We start from the raw sequence: 17800 nt of genomic DNA on the forward strand, positions 1-17800 counted from the left end.
GCTGCGCACCACCAGGGACACGTCCTCCTTTCGGCCGGGATAGGCATGGAAAGAGCGTGTGTCGTTGTCGGACCCAAGCCGCGCCATGACAAAATCGAAGCGGCCTTCTTCCAATCCCCGGATCAGGGCGACCGACGGGGCAACCTCGATCGTGGGCTGAATTTCGGGAGCCTTCTGGCGCATCATGGTCAAAGCCGGCACCAACGCGCCGACGGCGGGACCGGTAACCGCACCGACGCGCACGGAGCCGGCAAGTCCGGTCCGCAACTGTTCGACCTCGCTTCCCAAGGCGTCGACCTCGGCAAGGATTATGAGCGCGCGACGGACAAAGGCTGCCCCTGCCGCGGTTGGGACCATGCCGCGCGGCAGGCGGTCGAACAGCGGCCCCCCGGCATCGGCCTCGATATCCGACAGCATCCGCGACGCGGCGGGTTGAGACATGCCGACGGTGTCCGCCGCCAGTTGCAGCTTGCCGCTGTCGTTGATGGCGCGGATCAATCGAAGATGCGAGGGCTTGAGGCGGTTGGTCAATGCGGAGGACATGGCAAAGCATAACATTTTTATTATGCCTGTCGATCAAATTTGCATTGGTTTGGTATACGCCACTCGGATAGGCATTCGCTCAGAAGGCAGAGCCGCAATGGAGAGCGTCTGCCACGGGAGGAAAAACATGACCCTTAAATCTGTTCTGGTCACCACGGCGCTGGTGACCACTCTGGCAACATCCGCCTTTGCGGAAGGCCTTGTCGGAATCGCGATGCCCACGAAATCGTCGGCCCGCTGGATCTCGGACGGCGAATCGATGGTGGAACAATTCGAAGCCGCCGGCTACGAGACGATCCTGCAATATGCAGAGGATGACATTCCGAACCAGCTTGCGCAGATCGAGAACATGATCACCAATGGCGTTGATGCGCTGGTGATCGCGGCGATCGACGGCACCACGCTGTCCAACGCGCTTGAGAACGCAAGCTTTGCCGGAATCGAGGTCATTGCCTATGACCGCCTGATCCGCGACAGCGCGCATGTCAGCTACTACGCGACCTTCGACAACTTCAAGGTTGGCGTTCAACAGGCGGAAACGCTGGTCTCGGGCCTGGAAGAGCGGTTCCCGGATGCGGAGACCTGGAATGTCGAGCTGTTCGGCGGGTCGCCCGACGACAACAACGCGTACTTCTTCTATGATGGCGGGATGTCCGTTCTTCAGCCGTTGATCGACAGCGGCAAGGTCAATATCGTTTCGGGTCAGATGGGCATGGACACCGTCGGCACGCTGCGTTGGGACGGAGCGGTTGCACAGGCGCGGATGGATAACCTTCTGTCGGCGCATTACACCGATGCTCAGGTCCATGGTGTCCTGTCGCCCTATGATGGTCTGTCCATCGGTATCCTGTCCTCGCTCAAGGGTGTCGGTTACGGGTCCGGCGACACGCCGATGCCGATCGTGACGGGTCAGGATGCCGAAGTGCCGTCGGTCAAGTCGATCCTCGCGGGCGAGCAGTATTCGACGATCTTCAAGGACACCCGCGAACTGGCGCGTGTTACTGTCGGCATGGTCGAGGCTCTGCTTGAAGGCGGCGAGCCCGAGATCAACGATACGAGCACCTATGACAACGGCGTCAAGGTTGTGCCCTCGTACCTGCTGGAGCCTCTCAAGGTCACGGCGGACAACTGGGAAGAGCGTCTGATCGATACCGGGTACTACAACATGGACCAGATCAAGTAAGCGCTGCGCGCTGAACGACCTGCCACCGGTCAGGTGGACCGGCCCGCACCGCATGCGGGCCGGTCTGCCGCCACCATCACACTCTCAATCCGAAGGCTGTCGCCATGCAGGATACGCTGCTGGAAATGCGTTCCATCACCAAGACGTTTCCGGGCGTCAAGGCGCTTGATGACGTGTCTCTCAAGGTTCGAACCGGTGAGATTCATGCGATCTGCGGAGAGAACGGCGCGGGCAAGTCGACGCTGATGAAGGTGCTGTCCGGCGTCTATCCGGCGGGCAGCTATGACGGCGAAATTCATTATGACGGCGCGCTGGCGCAGTTTCGGGACATTTCCGACAGCGAAGCGCGCGGCATCATCATCATTCACCAGGAACTGGCGCTTGTGCCGCTTTTGTCGATTGCCGAGAACCTGTTTCTGGGCAACGAGAACGCCAAGGGCGGTGTGATCGACTGGCGCGAGACCAACCAGCGCACGGAAACCCTGCTGCGCAAGGTCGGGCTGCGCGATGCGCCCACGACGCTTGTGGAAAAGCTGGGCGTCGGCAAACAGCAGCTTGTCGAGATCGCCAAGGCGCTGGCAAAGGATGTACGCCTGTTGATCCTGGACGAGCCGACGTCGGCGCTGTCGGAAAGCGACAGCCAGGCGCTGCTTGATCTGATGCTCGAGCTCAAGGCGCAGGGCATGACGCAAATCATCATCAGCCACAAGCTGAACGAAGTGCGCCGCATCGCCGACACGGTCACGGTGATCCGGGACGGACATTCGGTATCCAGCTTTGCGGCAAGCGAGGGCATCACCGAAGACCGCATCGTGCGCGACATGGTGGGCCGGTCGATGGAAAACCGCTATCCGCCGCGCACACCCAGGATCGGCGAACGGATCATGCGGGTGAGCGACTGGTCGGTGGCGCATCCCGAACATGCCGACCGGCAGGTGATCCGCAATGTCGGTTTTGATGTCCGCGCCGGCGAAGTGGTCGGAATCGCGGGGCTGATGGGAGCAGGGCGTACCGAACTGGCGATGTCGATTTTCGGCCAAAGCTGGGGCCAGAACATCACCGGTACGGTGGAAATGCACGGCAAGCCGGTGGATGTGTCCGATGTCGGGCGCGCGATCAAGGCGGGGCTCGCCTATGTCACCGAAGACCGCAAGAGCCTTGGCCTGATCCTCGACGATACCATCACGCGCAACATCACCCTGGCGAACCTGCCCGAAGTGGCCCGCGCCTCTGTGCTGAACGATCATGCCGAAACCGAGGTGGCCGAGAAGTACCGCAAGGATCTGGGCATCCGGACGCCGGGTGTGTTCCAGAAGGTGGTGAACCTGTCGGGCGGCAACCAGCAGAAGGTCGTTCTGTCGAAATGGCTGTTCGTCGGACCTGAGGTGCTGATCCTCGACGAGCCCACACGCGGTATCGACGTCGGCGCGAAATACGAAATCTACGGTCTGATCAACGATCTCGCCGCGGCCGGGAAAGGCGTGGTCATGATCTCGTCAGAGATGCCCGAACTTCTGGGCATGTGCGACCGGGTCTACGTGATGAACGAAGGGGCCTTCGTGGGCGAGATGCCTGCATCCGAGGCCAGTCAGGAGCGCATCATGTCGCTCATCGTGAACGAATAAGGGGACAGGCATGTCTGTGGCGGAAAACACTTCCCAAAGCGCGGGCGCGACTGCTCGGATCGGCAGCTACCTCAAGGCGCATTTGCGCGAATACGGCCTGCTGTTCGCGCTGATCGCCATCATGGCGTTCTTTCAGATCGTCACGGGCGGTACGCTGCTCAGGCCGATCAACCTGACGAACCTGCTGTTGCAGAACAGCTATATCGTCATCATGGCGCTTGGAATGCTGGTCGTCATCGTGGCGGGGCATATCGACCTGTCGGTCGGGTCCGTCATGGGCTTTGTCGGCGCGCTGGCGGCTGTCATGATCGTCAATTACGAGATGTCGATCATCGTCACCATGCTGACCTGCGTGGTGGTCGGCGCGATCATCGGCGGGGCGCAGGGGTACTGGATCGCCTATTGGAAGATCCCGTCCTTCATCGTGACCTTGGCGGGGATGCTGGTGTTTCGCGGGTTGTCGCTCTGGTTGCTCGAAGGGCAATCTGTGGGTCCGTTTCCGCGTGAATTCCAGGTGATCGCAACAGGCTTCGTGCCCGATATCCTGCCCGGCGGCGAAGCCTTCAAGGGCCTTTTCGCCGTGCGCAACTTCAACGTGCTGGCCTTTGCCACGGGGATCGTCGCGGCCGGCTGGGTGGTCTGGTCTGGCCTGCGCCAGCGCGCGCAAAACAAGGCCTACGGCATCGAAGACGAACCCCGCGCGTTCTTTGTCGCGCGGATTGCCATCATTGCGCTCGCCCTGATCTTCATCCTCTACAAGCTGGCGACATTCCGCGGCCTTCCAAACGTGCTGCTGACGATGGGTGTGCTGACAATCATCTACGCGTTCATCACCGAACGCACGGTTCTGGGCCGCCGCATCTATGCGCTTGGCGGCAACGAAAAAGCGGCCAAGCTGTCGGGCATCAAGACCGAACGGCTGACCTTTCTGGCCTTTGTCAACATGGGCATGCTGGCCGCCATTGCCGGGCTGGTCTTTGCCGCGCGTCTGAACACCGCGACACCGAAAGCGGGGTTCGCGCTGGAACTGGACGTGATCGCGGCCGTGTTCATTGGCGGGGCGTCGATGTCGGGGGGTGTCGGCAAGATCGTCGGCGCGGTTGTCGGCGCGTTCCTGATGGGGGTGCTGAACAACGGGATGTCGCTCATGGGTATCGGCATCGACTACCAGCAGATGATCAAGGGGCTTGTCCTGCTCGCCGCCGTGATCTTCGACGTCTACAACAAGAAAAAGGGCTGAGAGCATGACATTCAAACCTGCAAAATGGCCCCGCAAGCTGAGATCTGCCGAGTGGTATACCGGCAGCAGCAAGGACGTGATCTATCATCGTGGCTGGATGAAGAACCAAGGCTATCCGGATGACCTGTTCGACGGGCGGCCGATCATCGGCATTCTGAACACGTGGTCGGACATGACGCCGTGCAACGGGCATTTGCGAGAGCTGGCCGAAAAGGTGAAGGCCGGCATCTGGGAGGCCGGTGGCTTTCCGATGGAAGTGCCGGTCTTCTCGGCCTCGGAAAACACCTTCCGGCCCACGGCGATGATGTTCCGCAACCTTGCGGCGCTGAGTATCGAGGAACAGATCCGGGGCCAGCCGATGGATGGCTGCGTGCTCATGGTCGGGTGTGACAAGACCACGCCAAGCCTGTTGATGGCGGCGGCATCGTGCGATCTGCCGTCGATCATCGTGACCGGCGGGCCGATGCTGAACGGCTGGTTCCAGGGCGAACGCGTCGGTGCGGGCACCCATCTGTGGCGTTTTTCCGAAGCGGTGAAGGCCGGCGAGATGACGCAGGAACAATTCCTTGATGCGGAATCCGCGGTGACCCGCTCGTCGGGCACGTGCAACACGATGGGCACGGCGTCGTCGATGGCCAGCATGTCCGAGGCGCTTGGCATGGCGCTGTCGGGCAATGCGGCGATCCCGGCCGTCGACAGCCGCCGCCGCGTCATGGCGCAACTTTCGGGTCGGCGGATCGTGCAGATGGTCAAGGACGACCTCAAGCCGTCGGACATCCTGACGCGCGCGGCGTTCGAGAACGCGATCCGCTGCAATGGCGCGGTTGGCGGGTCGACCAACACCGTGGTGCACATGCTGGCCATCGCGGGCCGCGTCGGCATCGACATCACGTTGGATGACTGGGACCGCTGCGGGCGCGACATCCCGACGATCCTGAATCTGCAACCGTCGGGCAAGTACCTGATGGAAGAGTTCTTCTATGCCGGCGGTCTGCCCGTCGTCCTGAAACGGCTGGGCGAGGCGGACAAGCTGCACAAGGAGGCAATGACCGTCTCGGGCCAGACGATCTGGGACGAGGTCAAGGACGCGCAGAACTGGAACGAGGACGTGATCCGCCCCGTCGACAGGCCCCTTACGGAAAAGGGCGGCATTGCAGTGCTCAAGGGCAATCTCGCTCCCAAGGGCGCGATCCTCAAACCCTCTGCCGCCACACCCGAGCTGATGCAGCATCGCGGCCGCGCCGTGGTCTTCGAGGATATCGACGATTACAAGTCGCGGATCAACGACGATGCGCTCGACATCGACGAGACCTGCATCATGGTGCTCAAGAATTGCGGCCCGAAGGGGTATCCCGGCATGGCCGAGGTTGGCAATATGGGTCTCCCGCCCAAGGTGCTGAAGAAGGGGATCACCGACATGATCCGCATTTCCGATGCACGCATGTCGGGCACCGCCTATGGCACCGTGATCCTGCACACCTCGCCCGAGGCCGCAGCGGGCGGACCGCTGGCGGTTGTTCGGTCGGGCGACATGATCGACGTTGATGTCGAGAACCGCCGCTTGCATCTGGACATCTCGGACGCCGAACTGACCGAGCGCCTTGCCCGTTGGACACCGATCCACGAGCGCCCGGAAAGCGGCTATGCGTGGTTGCACCAGCAGCATGTTGAAGGCGCAGACACCGGCGCGGACCTCGATTTCCTCAAGGGATGCCGCGGCGCGCCGGTCGGAAAGGACAGTCACTGATGAAGATCGCACTTGTGGGCATTGGAAAGATCGCGGTGGACCAGCACGTGCCGGCCATCGACGGTAGCTCTGACTGGGACCTTGCAGCAACGGTCAGCCGTCACGGGACGGTCGAGGGCGTGGAGGCGTTCACCGACATGGGCGCGATGCTCGAGGCGCGGTCCGACATTCGCGTCGTGTCGCTGTGCCTGCCGCCGGTGCCGCGGTTCGACTATGCGATGCAGGCTCTCAAGGCGGGGCGACACGTGATGCTGGAAAAGCCGCCCGGCGCCACGATTGCCGAATGTCACGCGCTTGAGGCGGCCGCGCGCGAGGCGGGGCTCTCGATCTATGCGACCTGGCATTCGCGCCATGCCGACATGGTGGCCGCTGCCAAGGCCTGGCTGGCCGACAAGACGCTGAAGTCGCTGACCGTGACGTGGAAAGAAGACGTGCGCCGCTGGCATCCCGGACAGGCCTGGATCTGGGAACCGGGTGGGCTGGGTGTGTTCGATCCCGGGATCAACGCGCTGTCCATCGTGACCGAGATCCTGCCGGACGACATTCACGTGACCCAGGCCGACCTGGATGTGCCCGAGAACTGCCAGACCCCGATCGGTGCGCGGATTGATTTCCACCACCCCAAAGGCGCGCGGGTCAGTGCCGTGTTCGACTGGCGGCAGGACGGCGACCAGACCTGGGAGATCGACGCGGTGACGGACGCAGGGACGCTCAAGCTTCGCGATGGCGGCGCGGTGATGGAGGTGGACGGCACCCGCACCGGCGATGCCGCTCCGCTGGGGGGCGAATACCCCCGGTTATATGCCCGCATGGCGCAGCTTGTCTGCACCGGCGGGATCGACATGGACCTGCGCCCGATGACGCTTGCCACCGATGCTCTGGCACTTGGTCGTCGTATCCCGACCGACCCGTTTCACGACTGAGGCGCACCGCGCCCGCAAGATTGAAGGATTTCCCATGAAGCACCCGCTGACCGGCATTCTGCCCGTGGCCCCGACCCCCTTTCACGACGATGGCTCTGTCGATACCGAAGGCATGACGCGCGTGCTGGATTGCATGATCGACCAGGGCGTCGACGCAATCTGTATCCTGGCCAACTATTCCGAACAGTTCGTGTTGTCGGATGCAGAACGCGCCACGCTGACCAAGCTGTCGCTGGAGCATGTCGCAGGCCGGGTGCCGGTGATCGTCACAGTCAGCCATTTCAGTACGCAGATCGTTGTAGATCGCGCGCGCGAAGCCGAAGCGATGGGCGCTGCGATGCTGATGATGATGCCACCCTATCACGGTGTTGGCCTCGTTCCCGCCGAGGCGGGGATCTTTGAACATTTCGCGTCGGTGTCCGATGCCATCTCGATCCCGATCATGGTGCAGGACGCGCCGCTCTCGGGTGTCTCTCTTCCCGTTCCGCTGCTTGTCCGGATGGCGAAGGAGATCGCGAATGTCAGCTACTTCAAGATGGAAACACCCTTTGCCGCCGACAAGCTGGCGGCGCTGATCGACGCGGGCGGCGACCATATCGTCGGGCCGTTCGATGGCGAAGAGGCGGTGACGCTGCTGGCGGATCTGGACGCAGGGTGTACCGGCACGATGACCTCGGCGCTTCAGCCCGAGTTGATCAAGCCGATTGTCACGAACTACCTTGCGGGCGATATCGACGCGGCATTGGCGCAATGGCGCGAATGTCTGCCGCTGATCAATCACGAAAACCGCCAATGTGGTCTGCGGGCCGCCAAGGTCGTGATGAAGGAAGGGGGTGTGATCGGGTCGGATCATGTGCGACACCCGCTCAAACCGATGTCGGAGCGTACCCGCGCGCGCTTGCTGCAACTGGCAGCCGAGCGCGACGTGATCGCATTGCGTTGGGGCAAATAAAGGAGAATTTCGATGGGCTATGAACCGCACGGCAAACATCTGATCGCTGGCGATTGGGTGTCGAGCCAGAACACATTCACCTCGCAACCTGTCGGCAGCGATGGCACGTCCTTCTGCGAAGGCGGTGCCGACGAGGTCGATCGTGCCGTCCGTGCTGCCGAAGAGGCATTCGCGACCTACGGATGGACCAGCCGCGAAGACCGTGCCGCATTCCTGGAGGCCATCGCCGAGGAGATCGACGCGCGCGGGGACGACATCACGCGGCTGGGATGTGCCGAAACCGGTCTGCCCGAAGCGCGGCTTCAGGGAGAGCGTGGGCGCACCACCGGTCAGCTGCGCCTCTTCGCGACACATATCCGCGACGGCGCGTATCTCGACCGTCGCCACGACGCGGCCTTGCCGGACCGTGCGCCCCTGCCGCGTCCTGATCTGAAGATGGTGCAGCGGCCCATCGGTCCGGTTGCCGTGTTCGGCGCGTCCAACTTTCCGTTGGCGTTTTCGACGGCCGGTGGGGATACCGCGTCGGCGCTTGCCGCCGGCTGTCCGGTTGTGGTCAAGGGTCACCCGGCCCACCCTGCCACCGGCGAGATCGTGGCAGACGCCATCGCGGCGGCCATTGCGCGCTGCGGCATGCCGGCGGGCACGTTTTCGCTGATCCAGGGCACCAGCCATGAACTGGGTGGTGCGCTTGTTCAGCATCCGCTGATCAATGCGGTTGGGTTCACCGGGTCTCTGGGCGCCGGGCGCGCGCTGTTCAACCTGTGCGCCGCGCGGCCTGTTCCGATCCCGTTCTTCGGCGAGCTTGGATCGGTCAATCCGGTCTTCGTCATGCCGGGTGCGCTGGCCCAACGCGGCGCAGAGCTGGGCGCCGCCTGGGCCGGGTCGCTGACGATGGGGGTTGGGCAGTTCTGCACCAATCCGGGCATCGTCGTCGCGACCGAAGGACCGGAGCTTGATGCCTTTGCCAAGGCTGCAACCGATGCGTTGGAGGCTGCCGGTGAATCGGTGATGCTGACCGACGGAATTGCCGACGCGTTCCGGCGCGGCGTGGCAGAGGTCGGATCGGCAAGCGGTGTGCAGGAGCTTTTGAAATCCACATGTGACCGCCGCAACGCGGCGCCGGCGATTTACAAGGTCGACGCGGAAAGCTGGCTTGCCAACGAAGCCTTGGCCGAAGAGGTCTTTGGTCCGTTGGGCATCCTCGTGGCAGCCAGCGGGCCCGAGCAGATGCTGGACGTGGCGCGTGGTTTGCAGGGCCAGCTGACGGCGACGCTGCAGATGGACGATGCGGATACCGACACCGCGCGTCCCTTTGTTCCCGTCTTGGAACGCAAGGCCGGGCGCGTTCTGGTCAACGGCTTTCCGACAGGGGTCGAGGTTGCCGAAGCCATGGTGCATGGCGGGCCGTACCCGGCCTCGACGAACTTTGGCGCAACGTCGGTGGGCACATTGGCGATCCGTCGGTTCCTGCGGCCGGTCTGTTATCAGAACATGCCCGACGCGCTATTGCCGGACGATCTGCGCGGCGTGTAGGCACCACATCAGGGCAGGGCGGGTCACCGCCCTGTCAGTTCTTTCGCGGCCTCGACGATCCTGTTCTCGGTGATGCCGAAATGCGCATAAAGCGCCGGCGCCTTGGCCGATGCGCCAAAGCCCGTCATGCCGATGAACCGGTCTGTCGGACGCAGCCACCGCTCCCACCCGAATTTCAGCGCCGCCTCGATGGCGATGCGCGGGGCGTCTCCCAGAACCTGGGCCTGATAGGCGGCAGGTTGATCTTCGAACAGCTCCCAGCAGGGCATCGACACGACGGTTGTGCGGATGCCAAGCGGCGCCAGCGTCTCGCGCGCCTGCATCGCCAAACCGACCTCGGTGCCCGTGGCGATGAGGGTAAGGTCGCGGTCCTGTTCCGGCCCGGCCAGAACATACGCCCCGAAGCGCGTCAGGTTTTCCGATGTATCGCTGCGCACCTGATCTGCGTCCTGTCGCGACAGGGCCAGCATGGACGGGCCGTCCCCGGTTTCCAAGGCGATATGCCATGCCTCGCGTGTTTCCACGGCATCCGCAGGGCGAAACACCCGCATGTTGGGCATCGCGCGGTAGCCGGCCAGCGTTTCGACCGGCTGATGGGTCGGTCCGTTGCTGCCCACGCCGATCGAGTCGTGGCTGAAGGCAAAGAGAGCGGGCAACCCCATCAGCGCGGCCATGCGCATCGCAGGGCGTTCGTAATCGGCAAAGGCCAGATAGGTCACGTTGATCGGGCGCAACCCGCCATGGGCGGCGATGCCATCCACCATTGCCCCCATCAGGTGTTCGCGCACGCCGCAATGCACGTAGGTCCCTGCCCGGTTGGCCGGGGTAAAGGCCACGCGGCTGCGCTTGTGGTTGGTGGGCGCTTCGAGGTCGGCACAGAGCACGATCGATTCCGGCAAGACCCGGGTCAGGGCATCGCAGATATCGCCGGATGAGAGGATCGTGGCGCGCGGCTCTTCGCAGGATCCGGGTAAGGCATCGGCCCAACCAGTGGGCAAGGCACCGGTCATCCAGCGGGTGAACTCCTCCTTTTCAGGATGCGTCGCCAACCGTGCCATCCAGTCTGTTCGGGCCTGCGCGCCTTGGTCCATTGCACAGCGCCAATCGTCGTAGACCTCCTGCGGAACGTGAAAGGCCGTGTGCGGCCAGTTGCGTGCGGCGCGCGCCTCTTGGGTGTCCTCTACTGTCAACGGCGCGCTGTGACCGCCGCGCTGTCCTTGCAAGCGGGGAATGCCCCGCGCGATGGTCGTGCGGCAGGCGATCAGGGAAGGGCGCGGATCGGCCTTGGCCGCGGTGAGGGCGGTATCCACCGCATCGATGTCGTGCCCATCAACCGGCACCACATGCCAGCCTGCGGCCCTGAACCGCGCCGGTACGTCTTCGGAAATCGACAGCGCGGTGTCGCCATCATCGGTGATCTGGTTGTCGTCCCACAAGAAGGTCAATCGCCCCAGTTGCAGGTGCCCGGCAAGCGAAATCGCCTCTTGCCCCATGCCCTCCTGCAGGCACCCGTCGCCGACAAAGGCCCAGGTGCGGTGATTCACCAGATCGCGGCCAAATCGGGCGGCGAGCCGTTCCTCGGCCACGGCCATGCCGACCGCGCAGGCGATGCCCTGACCCAACAGACCGCTGGTGATTTCGATCCCCGCATCCTGTTCGATCTCGGGGTGGCCGGCGCAGACCGAATGCAGCGTTCGAAAGGATTTCAGCGCTTCGAGCGACACCTTTTCGTAGCCCGACAGGTGCAGCAGCGCATAGAGCAGCATGGAGCCATGACCGTTCGACAGCACCACGCGGTCGCGGTCTGGCCAAAGCGGATCTTCAGGCGCGACCTTGAGATGGTTGGCGTAAAGCGTTGCGGCGATTTCGGCCATGCCAAGCGGTACGCCCTGATGGCCTTCGCCGGCCTTCCGGATCGCGTCGATGGCAAGAAACCGGATGGCGTCCGCCATACTCTGAATGTTTGGCATGTCAGTTGTCCAGCATGCTGTTCTGTTCGGTCCGCAGGCTGTGAATGTCGAGGTCATCGACCACGTCGACGTCATCCAGCGTCACGATCTGGTCGCGCTTGATTGCGCGCCTGAGTTTGACGTGGTGGGCCAATCCGATGGGCAAAGCCTGCAACGCGGCGGCCTGGGAGGCGGGGATCGCCTTGGCCCAGACCTTGTAGCCGCCTTCACCATCCAGCATCTCGCCCGCCGCGAAATCGCCTTTGGCCGTCGCCACGGCATCGGCGCGGTAGCGTTTCGACACACCGGTCGGTTCATGGCGCAGGGCTGCCGACAGGACCGAGACCGACGTCTCCAACCCGATAAGGTGAAACGGCCGCCACATGCTGCCGTACCAGCCGGATGTGTCCGTCATCAGCCCGTATTGGTTGAAACACTGGCGGGTGTATTCATTGGGAGCCCGGAAGGTGACGAACATCCCGTATTGGATGTTGTTCTGCACGACGCGCCCATCGGGTTCGCGGCTTGCGGCGATATCGACGATGCCGGTCTTTTCCAGGCGTCCGCCCTCGCTGGCCGGCTTGAACACGTCGGCCAGGTCGTGAAGCCCGGCGGGAGGAAATGCCAGCCCGTCGCTGGGACAGTCCATCCCGGTCGCATTGGCGACGGCGGCCATTTCGATGGCGGCCTTGGTGCCGTCGGTAAAGGAGTTGTACATCTTGGGATTGAAGTCTCCGGATGCCACCTGTTCCTCGGTAAAGTCGAAATAGTCCCAGACCGTGTCCGGTGTCGAATAGCGGTAGCTTGGGCAAAAATTCATGCCCTTTCCGGCCGCGACAAGTTCGAACCCGCAGGCATGGACCCAATCGACCAGTTCGCAGATCGCTGCCGGCTGATCGCCATAGGCCATGGAATACACCACGCCCGCCTGTTCGGCGCGGGCGGCGAGGACCGGGCCGCACATCACGTCGGCCTCGACGTTGACCATGATGACGTGTTTGCCCGCGTCTATGGCGCCAAGCGCGTGGCGCACGCCCGCGATGGGGTGGCCGGTCGCTTCGATGATGACTTCGATTTCGGGGCAGGCGAACAGGCTTGCTGCGTCGTCGGTCACATGGGTGGCTCCGGATGCGACGGCCCTGGTCAGCGAGGGCGCGGAATACCGGTCTTCCTCCCAATGCACACGGGCCAGCGAGGCCTGTGCCCTGGACACGTCCAGATCGGCGATTCCGACGATGTGATAGCCGGGAATGTGTCTGGCCTGGGCAAGGATCATGGATCCGAACTTGCCTGCGCCGATCAGCCCGATCCTGACGGGAGTGCCTTGGGCGGTACGGGCAGCCAGCAGTGCGGACAGGTTCATGGGAGTCCCCTTCGGTTCGTTTGTTCGGGGACAGGATACCGGTGCGACAGGCATGGAAACCATCATGAATTCGAGGGAAATTGTTAAGCTCTGCTAAACAGTCATTAACGATTTCCCGCTTGTCGCACTCCGCCCATTGCAGCGACTTTCAGACAAGCCAGAGCCCAAGGAGGCAGGAGACCGGTTTGCCCAATCGCAGCGAAACACGTGCAACCAATGTCAGCCTGGCCCGGCGCGCCTGGGCGATCCGCCGCTATGCGCTGCAGATGGCCGAGGTGCAGGGACAGGGCTATATCGGTCAGGCGCTTGGTGTCGCGGATGTGCTGGCGACCTCGTATTTCCACGCGATGAATTATCGCGCCGACGATCCCGAATGGGAGGGGCGCGACAGGTTCTACCTGTCCATCGGTCATTATGCGATTGCCCTTTATGCGGCGCTGCTCGAGGCCGGTATCCTGCCGGAGGACGAGATCGAGACCTACGGCATGGATGACAGCCGGATGCCGATGTCCGGCATGGCGGCCTATACGCCGGGGATGGAGATCACGGGCGGGTCGTTGGGCCAAGGTCTGGGCATCGCGGTGGGCGCGGCTCTTGGGCTCAAGCGCAAGGCGTCCGGGTCGTTTGTCTACAACATGTTGTCCGATGGCGAACTGGGCGAAGGATCAACTTGGGAAGCGGTCATGTCGGCAGTGCAATGGAAGCTGGACAACCTGATCGCCATTGTCGATTTCAACAACCAGCAGGCGGATGGCCCGACGCTCGATGCGCTGGCCACGCCGGAGGAAGCACCGAAATGGCGGGCTTTTGGATGGTACGCGCAAGAGGTTGACGGCAATGACCTGACAGCTCTGGTTCAGGCCTTCGACAAAGCCCGCAACCATCCCGATCGGCAGCCGCGCGTGATCATCTGCCATACCAAGATGTGCAAGGGCATCCCCTTTCTGGAGGACCGGGAAAGCACGCATTTCATCCGGGTCGAGGCAGACGAATGGGCCAAGGCGATTGCGCTTCTTGACGAGGATAAACCGCTATGACGATCCCCGCATCCTCGCGCCGCAAATCGAAATACTCGCCCCGCACGCCTGCAAGCGGAGAACGGGTCGCCACCAGTGCGATGATTGCGTCGCTGGATGCCGAAGGACGCGAGACCATCGCGGCGCCGTTCGGGCATGCGCTGGCCGATCTGGCAAGATCGCGCGAGGACATTGTCGGCCTGTCCGCAGACCTGTCCAAATACACCGACCTGCACGTTTTTGCCGAAGCGTACCCGGACCGCTTTTATCAGATGGGCATGGCCGAGGCGTTGCTGATGTCTGCTGCCGCCGGTCTGGCGCGCGAAGGGTTTGTGCCCTTCGCCACGACCTATGCGGTGTTCGCGTCACGCCGCGCCTATGACTTCATCGCGATGGCGATTGCCGAGGAAGACCTGCCGGTCAAGATATGCTGCGCCCTGCCGGGGCTGTCCACCGGGTACGGGCCAAGCCATCAGGCGACCGAAGACCTGGCCATCATGCGGGGCATGCCGAACCTGACAGTGCTGGACCCCTGCGATGCCGTGGAGATCGACCAGGCGACCCGCGTGATCGCCGACACCCCCGGCCCGGTCTACATGCGGCTGTTGCGCGGCAAGGTGCCGAATGTGCTGGGCGAATACGGCTACCGGTTCGAATTGGGCAAGGCGCAGATGATCCATGACGGGTCGGACGTGCTGATCATCTCGTCAGGGTTCATGACGATGCGCGCGCTGGATGCGGCCAAGGCGCTTGCCGCTGACGGCGTGTTCTGCGCGGTGCTGCATTCACCGACGATCAAACCGCTGGACGTGGAAACGATCTGTGCCGAAGCCGCCAAGGGCGGGCGGCTTGTCGTGACGGCAGAGAACCATTCGATCACCGGCGGTCTGGGAGAGGCGGTTGCTGGCGCGCTGATGCGGGCGCAGGTGCATGTGCCGTTCCGGCAGATCGCCTTGCCGGATGAATTTCTCGACGCGGGCGCGCTGCCGACCCTGCACGACCAGTATGGCATCACGGTCGAACGGATCGCGGCCCGGATCAAGGCATGGTTGGAGGACTGACATGGCAGGTACCGCGATCATCGGACTGGGGGCGATGGGGCAGGGCATGGCCCGCAACATCCTGGCGGCTGGAATCCCTCTCAGCGGTTTCGATCTGTCGCCCGACGCGCGTGGCAGATTTGCCAAGGCCGGCGGGCGCACCGGGGACGACGCGGCGGATTTGGTCGCGGACTGTGACTTGCTGTTGGTGATGGTGGCAACGGCGGCCCAGGCCGAGGCGGCGTTGTTTGGCGGTGTCACGGATGCACTTGCGCCCGGTGCGGTGGTGATCCTGTCCTCGACCGTGGCCCCGTCCGAAGCGCGCGCGATTGCGGCGCGATTGAACGATGCAGGGCACGTGATGCTGGATGCGCCGGTCTCCGGTGGGCAGGTCGGGGCCGAGAGCGGTACGTTGACGATCATGGCGTCAGGACCGCCAGCCGCGTTCGAGCGCGCCGATGCGCTGCTGGCGGCGGTGTCGAAAAAGGTGCACCGGCTGGGCGACGAACCGGGCATGGGCGCGACCTACAAGGTGGTGCATCAACTGGCCGCCGGGGTGCATCTCGTGGCGGCCGCCGAGCTGATGGCCTTTGGGGCCAAGGCGGGGTGCGATCCGCAAACGCTTCTGGATATCGTCTCAAGCTCTGCCGGGCAAAGCTGGATGATGGACGACCGCGTGCCGCGCATGATGCAGGTCGATCCGGTGGCTACCTCGACCGTCGATATCTTCATCAAGGATTTGGGCCTCGTGGTTCAATCCGCGCGCGACAGTGGCGTGCCGGTCCCGCTGGCTGCGGCAGCTTACCAGATGATGGTGGGCGCCGGTGGCATGGGGCTGGGTCGTCATGACGACAGCGCCGTGATCCGCGCCTACGAGGCGCTGACCAACTGCAAGGTTACCGAAAGCTGACGCGGGCGACAGCCGCACATGGGAAAGACAACATGAAACTACTGGACGGACAAACCGCGATCATCACCGGCGCTGCCAGCGCGCGTGGGCTGGGCAAGGCCATGGCCAGCCTTTTCGCGGCACATGGCGCGCGGATTGCGATCCTCGATCTGGATGCGGCGCAGGCCGAGGATGCCGCCGCCGATATCGGTGACGGCCACATGGGGCTGGCATGCGATGTGACGCGCAAGCAGGATTGTGACGAGGCTGTCGCCACGGTGCTCGAAGCTTTCGGTCAGATCGACATCCTGGTGAACAATGCGGGCATCACGCAACCGCTCAGGATCATGGACATCACGCACGAGAACTACGACGCGGTGCTGGATGTGAACCTGCTGGGCACCCTGAACATGAGCCAGTCCGTGATCCCGCACATGCGCGGTCGCAAATCCGGCAAGCTGATCAACATGTCCTCCGTGTCGGCGCAGCGCGGAGGCGGGATTTTCGGTGGCCCGCATTATTCGGCGGCCAAGGCGGGCATCTTGGGTCTGACCAAGGCGATGGCGCGCGAGCTTGCGCCTGACGGCATCCGGTCGAACGCGATCTGTCCTGGGTTCATTGCCACCGACATCACGGGCGGTAAGCTGACACCCGAGATGATGGACCAGATCCTTGGCGGCATCCCGATGGGCCGCGCGGGCGAGGCGTCGGATGTGGCGGGCTGTGCGCTGTTCCTGGCGTCCGAGCTTTCGGCCTATGTCACCGGATCGGAAATCGATGTGAACGGGGGATCACTGATCCACTAGGGTTCTGCCCCGACCAGCTGTCCGCCGTCAAATTTCAGGTTCCGAACGGTCAGCCCGTGGTGATCAAGGATGTCGCGCACCTGACCGGAATGGGCTGTCGCGGCGTCCTCCAGCCAATCGAGAAAGAGCCTCACGGCACGGCGGTTCAGATACCGTGCGGGGCAGATCGCCCAGTAGGACGGGAAGGTCAGAACCGGATTGGCGGGCAGCACGGGGACAAGTCGTCCCTCGGCCACTTCGGGCAGGGCGAGGGCCAGCGATTCCAGGACGATCCCGGCCCCGTCGAGGGCAAGCTGCAACGCCATGGAGGACCGGTCCATCAGGATGGACTTGCGGTTGCCCTGCGTTTCGATCCCGTTGTGATAAAGCCAGAAATCCCACTGGCACAAGGCGCGCGCGCTGTCGATCAGGCGTGCCTGATCCAGCAGGGCACCCGCGTCATCAGAGAAGGCCAGCCCGGCAAGATACTCGGGGCTGCACAGCGGCAGCACGTGATCCGGCACCACGGCCCGCGCATGAAGGCCCTGCCAGTCGCCGGCCCCATAGCGGATATCGAGGTCCATCACCTCGCGTTCGAAATCGGTCGGATCCGGCGCCGCATCGACACGCAGGTCCCAATCCGGGTGCCGGGCGACGAAATCGGCCAGCCGGGGGCCCAGCCAACGGACCCCGAAGCTGGGTGTGACACGCAGGTTCAGGCGATGCGTTTCGCGGGTCTTGCCAAGGTGACGCCCTGCGTCGCGCAACAGCCGCAACGCGGTTGTCGAGGATTGGAACAGCTGTTCCCCTTCCAGCGTCAGGCTGAGCACACGCCCGTTGCGCCGGAACAGCTTGACCCCAAGCCGTTGTTCCAGAAGCTTGACCTGCTGGCTGACCGCGGACGGAGAGACCGACAGTTCCTCTGCGGCGCGGGTGATCGTCCCACGCCGCGCAACGGCTTCGAAATAGAGATATGCGTTCAGGTTCGGGGTCACTGACATGCAAAGGGGCG

At 63.4% G+C, this 17800-nt stretch carries 15 protein-coding genes; 11 read left to right on the forward strand and 4 right to left on the reverse strand.

Features of this window, described 5'->3' with window-relative positions:
- On the reverse strand, positions 1 to 543 hold a 543-nt coding region (locus LCF60_RS10545), incomplete at its 3' end, for a LysR family transcriptional regulator (RefSeq protein ID WP_292291678.1).
- A gap of 127 nt (positions 544 to 670) precedes the next feature.
- Between LCF60_RS10545 and chvE the strand changes: the two genes are divergently transcribed.
- From chvE to LCF60_RS10580, 7 genes are all read left to right on the forward strand, one after another.
- Positions 671 to 1726 (forward strand): multiple monosaccharide ABC transporter substrate-binding protein, encoded by a 1056-nt coding sequence (chvE, locus tag LCF60_RS10550; protein ID WP_292291679.1) that lies wholly within the window; start codon positions 671 to 673, stop codon positions 1724 to 1726.
- Positions 1727 to 1830: 104 nt separating this feature from the next.
- A complete protein-coding gene (gene mmsA, locus LCF60_RS10555) occupies positions 1831 to 3351 on the forward strand; it encodes a multiple monosaccharide ABC transporter ATP-binding protein (RefSeq protein WP_292291680.1) in 1521 nt (506 codons plus the stop codon).
- Between the two features lie 10 nt (positions 3352 to 3361).
- The gene (mmsB, locus tag LCF60_RS10560) at positions 3362 to 4591 is read left to right on the forward strand and encodes a multiple monosaccharide ABC transporter permease (protein WP_292291681.1); all 1230 of its coding nucleotides are present in this window, start codon (positions 3362 to 3364) and stop codon (positions 4589 to 4591) included.
- 4 nt (positions 4592 to 4595) lie between these two features.
- Entirely contained in the window at positions 4596 to 6338 is a 1743-nt protein-coding gene (araD, locus tag LCF60_RS10565) for an L-arabinonate dehydratase (RefSeq protein WP_292291682.1), read from the forward strand.
- The gene (locus LCF60_RS10570) at positions 6338 to 7261 is read left to right on the forward strand and encodes a Gfo/Idh/MocA family oxidoreductase (protein ID WP_292291683.1); all 924 of its coding nucleotides are present in this window, start codon (positions 6338 to 6340) and stop codon (positions 7259 to 7261) included. The genes araD and LCF60_RS10570 overlap by 1 nt, the downstream gene beginning before the upstream one ends.
- A 34-nt stretch (positions 7262 to 7295) precedes the next feature.
- Positions 7296 to 8213, forward strand: a complete 918-nt coding sequence (locus LCF60_RS10575) for a dihydrodipicolinate synthase family protein (RefSeq protein WP_292291684.1) — start codon at positions 7296 to 7298, stop codon at positions 8211 to 8213.
- A gap of 12 nt (positions 8214 to 8225) precedes the next feature.
- Entirely contained in the window at positions 8226 to 9746 is a 1521-nt protein-coding gene (locus LCF60_RS10580; protein WP_292291686.1) for an aldehyde dehydrogenase (NADP(+)), read from the forward strand.
- A gap of 23 nt (positions 9747 to 9769) precedes the next feature.
- Here LCF60_RS10580 and tkt read toward each other — a convergent pair whose 3' ends face one another.
- Both tkt and LCF60_RS10590 read right to left on the reverse strand, forming a co-directional pair.
- Positions 9770 to 11716: a transketolase gene (gene tkt / locus LCF60_RS10585; protein WP_292291687.1), complete on the reverse strand. Its 1947-nt coding sequence runs from the start codon at positions 11714 to 11716 to the stop codon at positions 9770 to 9772.
- A gap of 1 nt (position 11717) precedes the next feature.
- Positions 11718 to 13058 (reverse strand): Gfo/Idh/MocA family oxidoreductase, encoded by a 1341-nt coding sequence (locus LCF60_RS10590; protein ID WP_292291689.1) that lies wholly within the window; start codon positions 13056 to 13058, stop codon positions 11718 to 11720.
- A gap of 185 nt (positions 13059 to 13243) precedes the next feature.
- Between LCF60_RS10590 and LCF60_RS10595 the strand changes: the two genes are divergently transcribed.
- The 4 genes from LCF60_RS10595 to LCF60_RS10610 are packed head-to-tail and all read left to right on the forward strand — an operon-like array spanning position 13244 to position 16809.
- Positions 13244 to 14095 (forward strand): transketolase, encoded by an 852-nt coding sequence (locus LCF60_RS10595; protein ID WP_292291691.1) that lies wholly within the window; start codon positions 13244 to 13246, stop codon positions 14093 to 14095.
- Entirely contained in the window at positions 14092 to 15135 is a 1044-nt protein-coding gene (locus tag LCF60_RS10600) for a transketolase C-terminal domain-containing protein (protein ID WP_292291692.1), read from the forward strand. The genes LCF60_RS10595 and LCF60_RS10600 overlap by 4 nt, the downstream gene beginning before the upstream one ends.
- Position 15136: 1 nt before the next feature.
- Positions 15137 to 16024, forward strand: coding sequence for an NAD(P)-dependent oxidoreductase (locus LCF60_RS10605; protein WP_292291694.1), 888 nt, complete (start codon positions 15137 to 15139; stop codon positions 16022 to 16024).
- 32 nt (positions 16025 to 16056) lie between these two features.
- Entirely contained in the window at positions 16057 to 16809 is a 753-nt protein-coding gene (locus tag LCF60_RS10610) for a glucose 1-dehydrogenase (protein WP_292291696.1), read from the forward strand.
- Here the strand turns inward: LCF60_RS10610 and LCF60_RS10615 are convergent.
- A complete protein-coding gene (locus tag LCF60_RS10615; protein WP_292291697.1) occupies positions 16806 to 17789 on the reverse strand; it encodes a LysR substrate-binding domain-containing protein in 984 nt (327 codons plus the stop codon). The two genes, LCF60_RS10610 and LCF60_RS10615, sit on opposite strands and share 4 nt — an antisense overlap.
- Positions 17790 to 17800 lie beyond the last annotated feature (11 nt).

The organism is Marivita sp. (assembly GCF_020055635.1).
GTDB lineage: Bacteria > Pseudomonadota > Alphaproteobacteria > Rhodobacterales > Rhodobacteraceae > Marivita.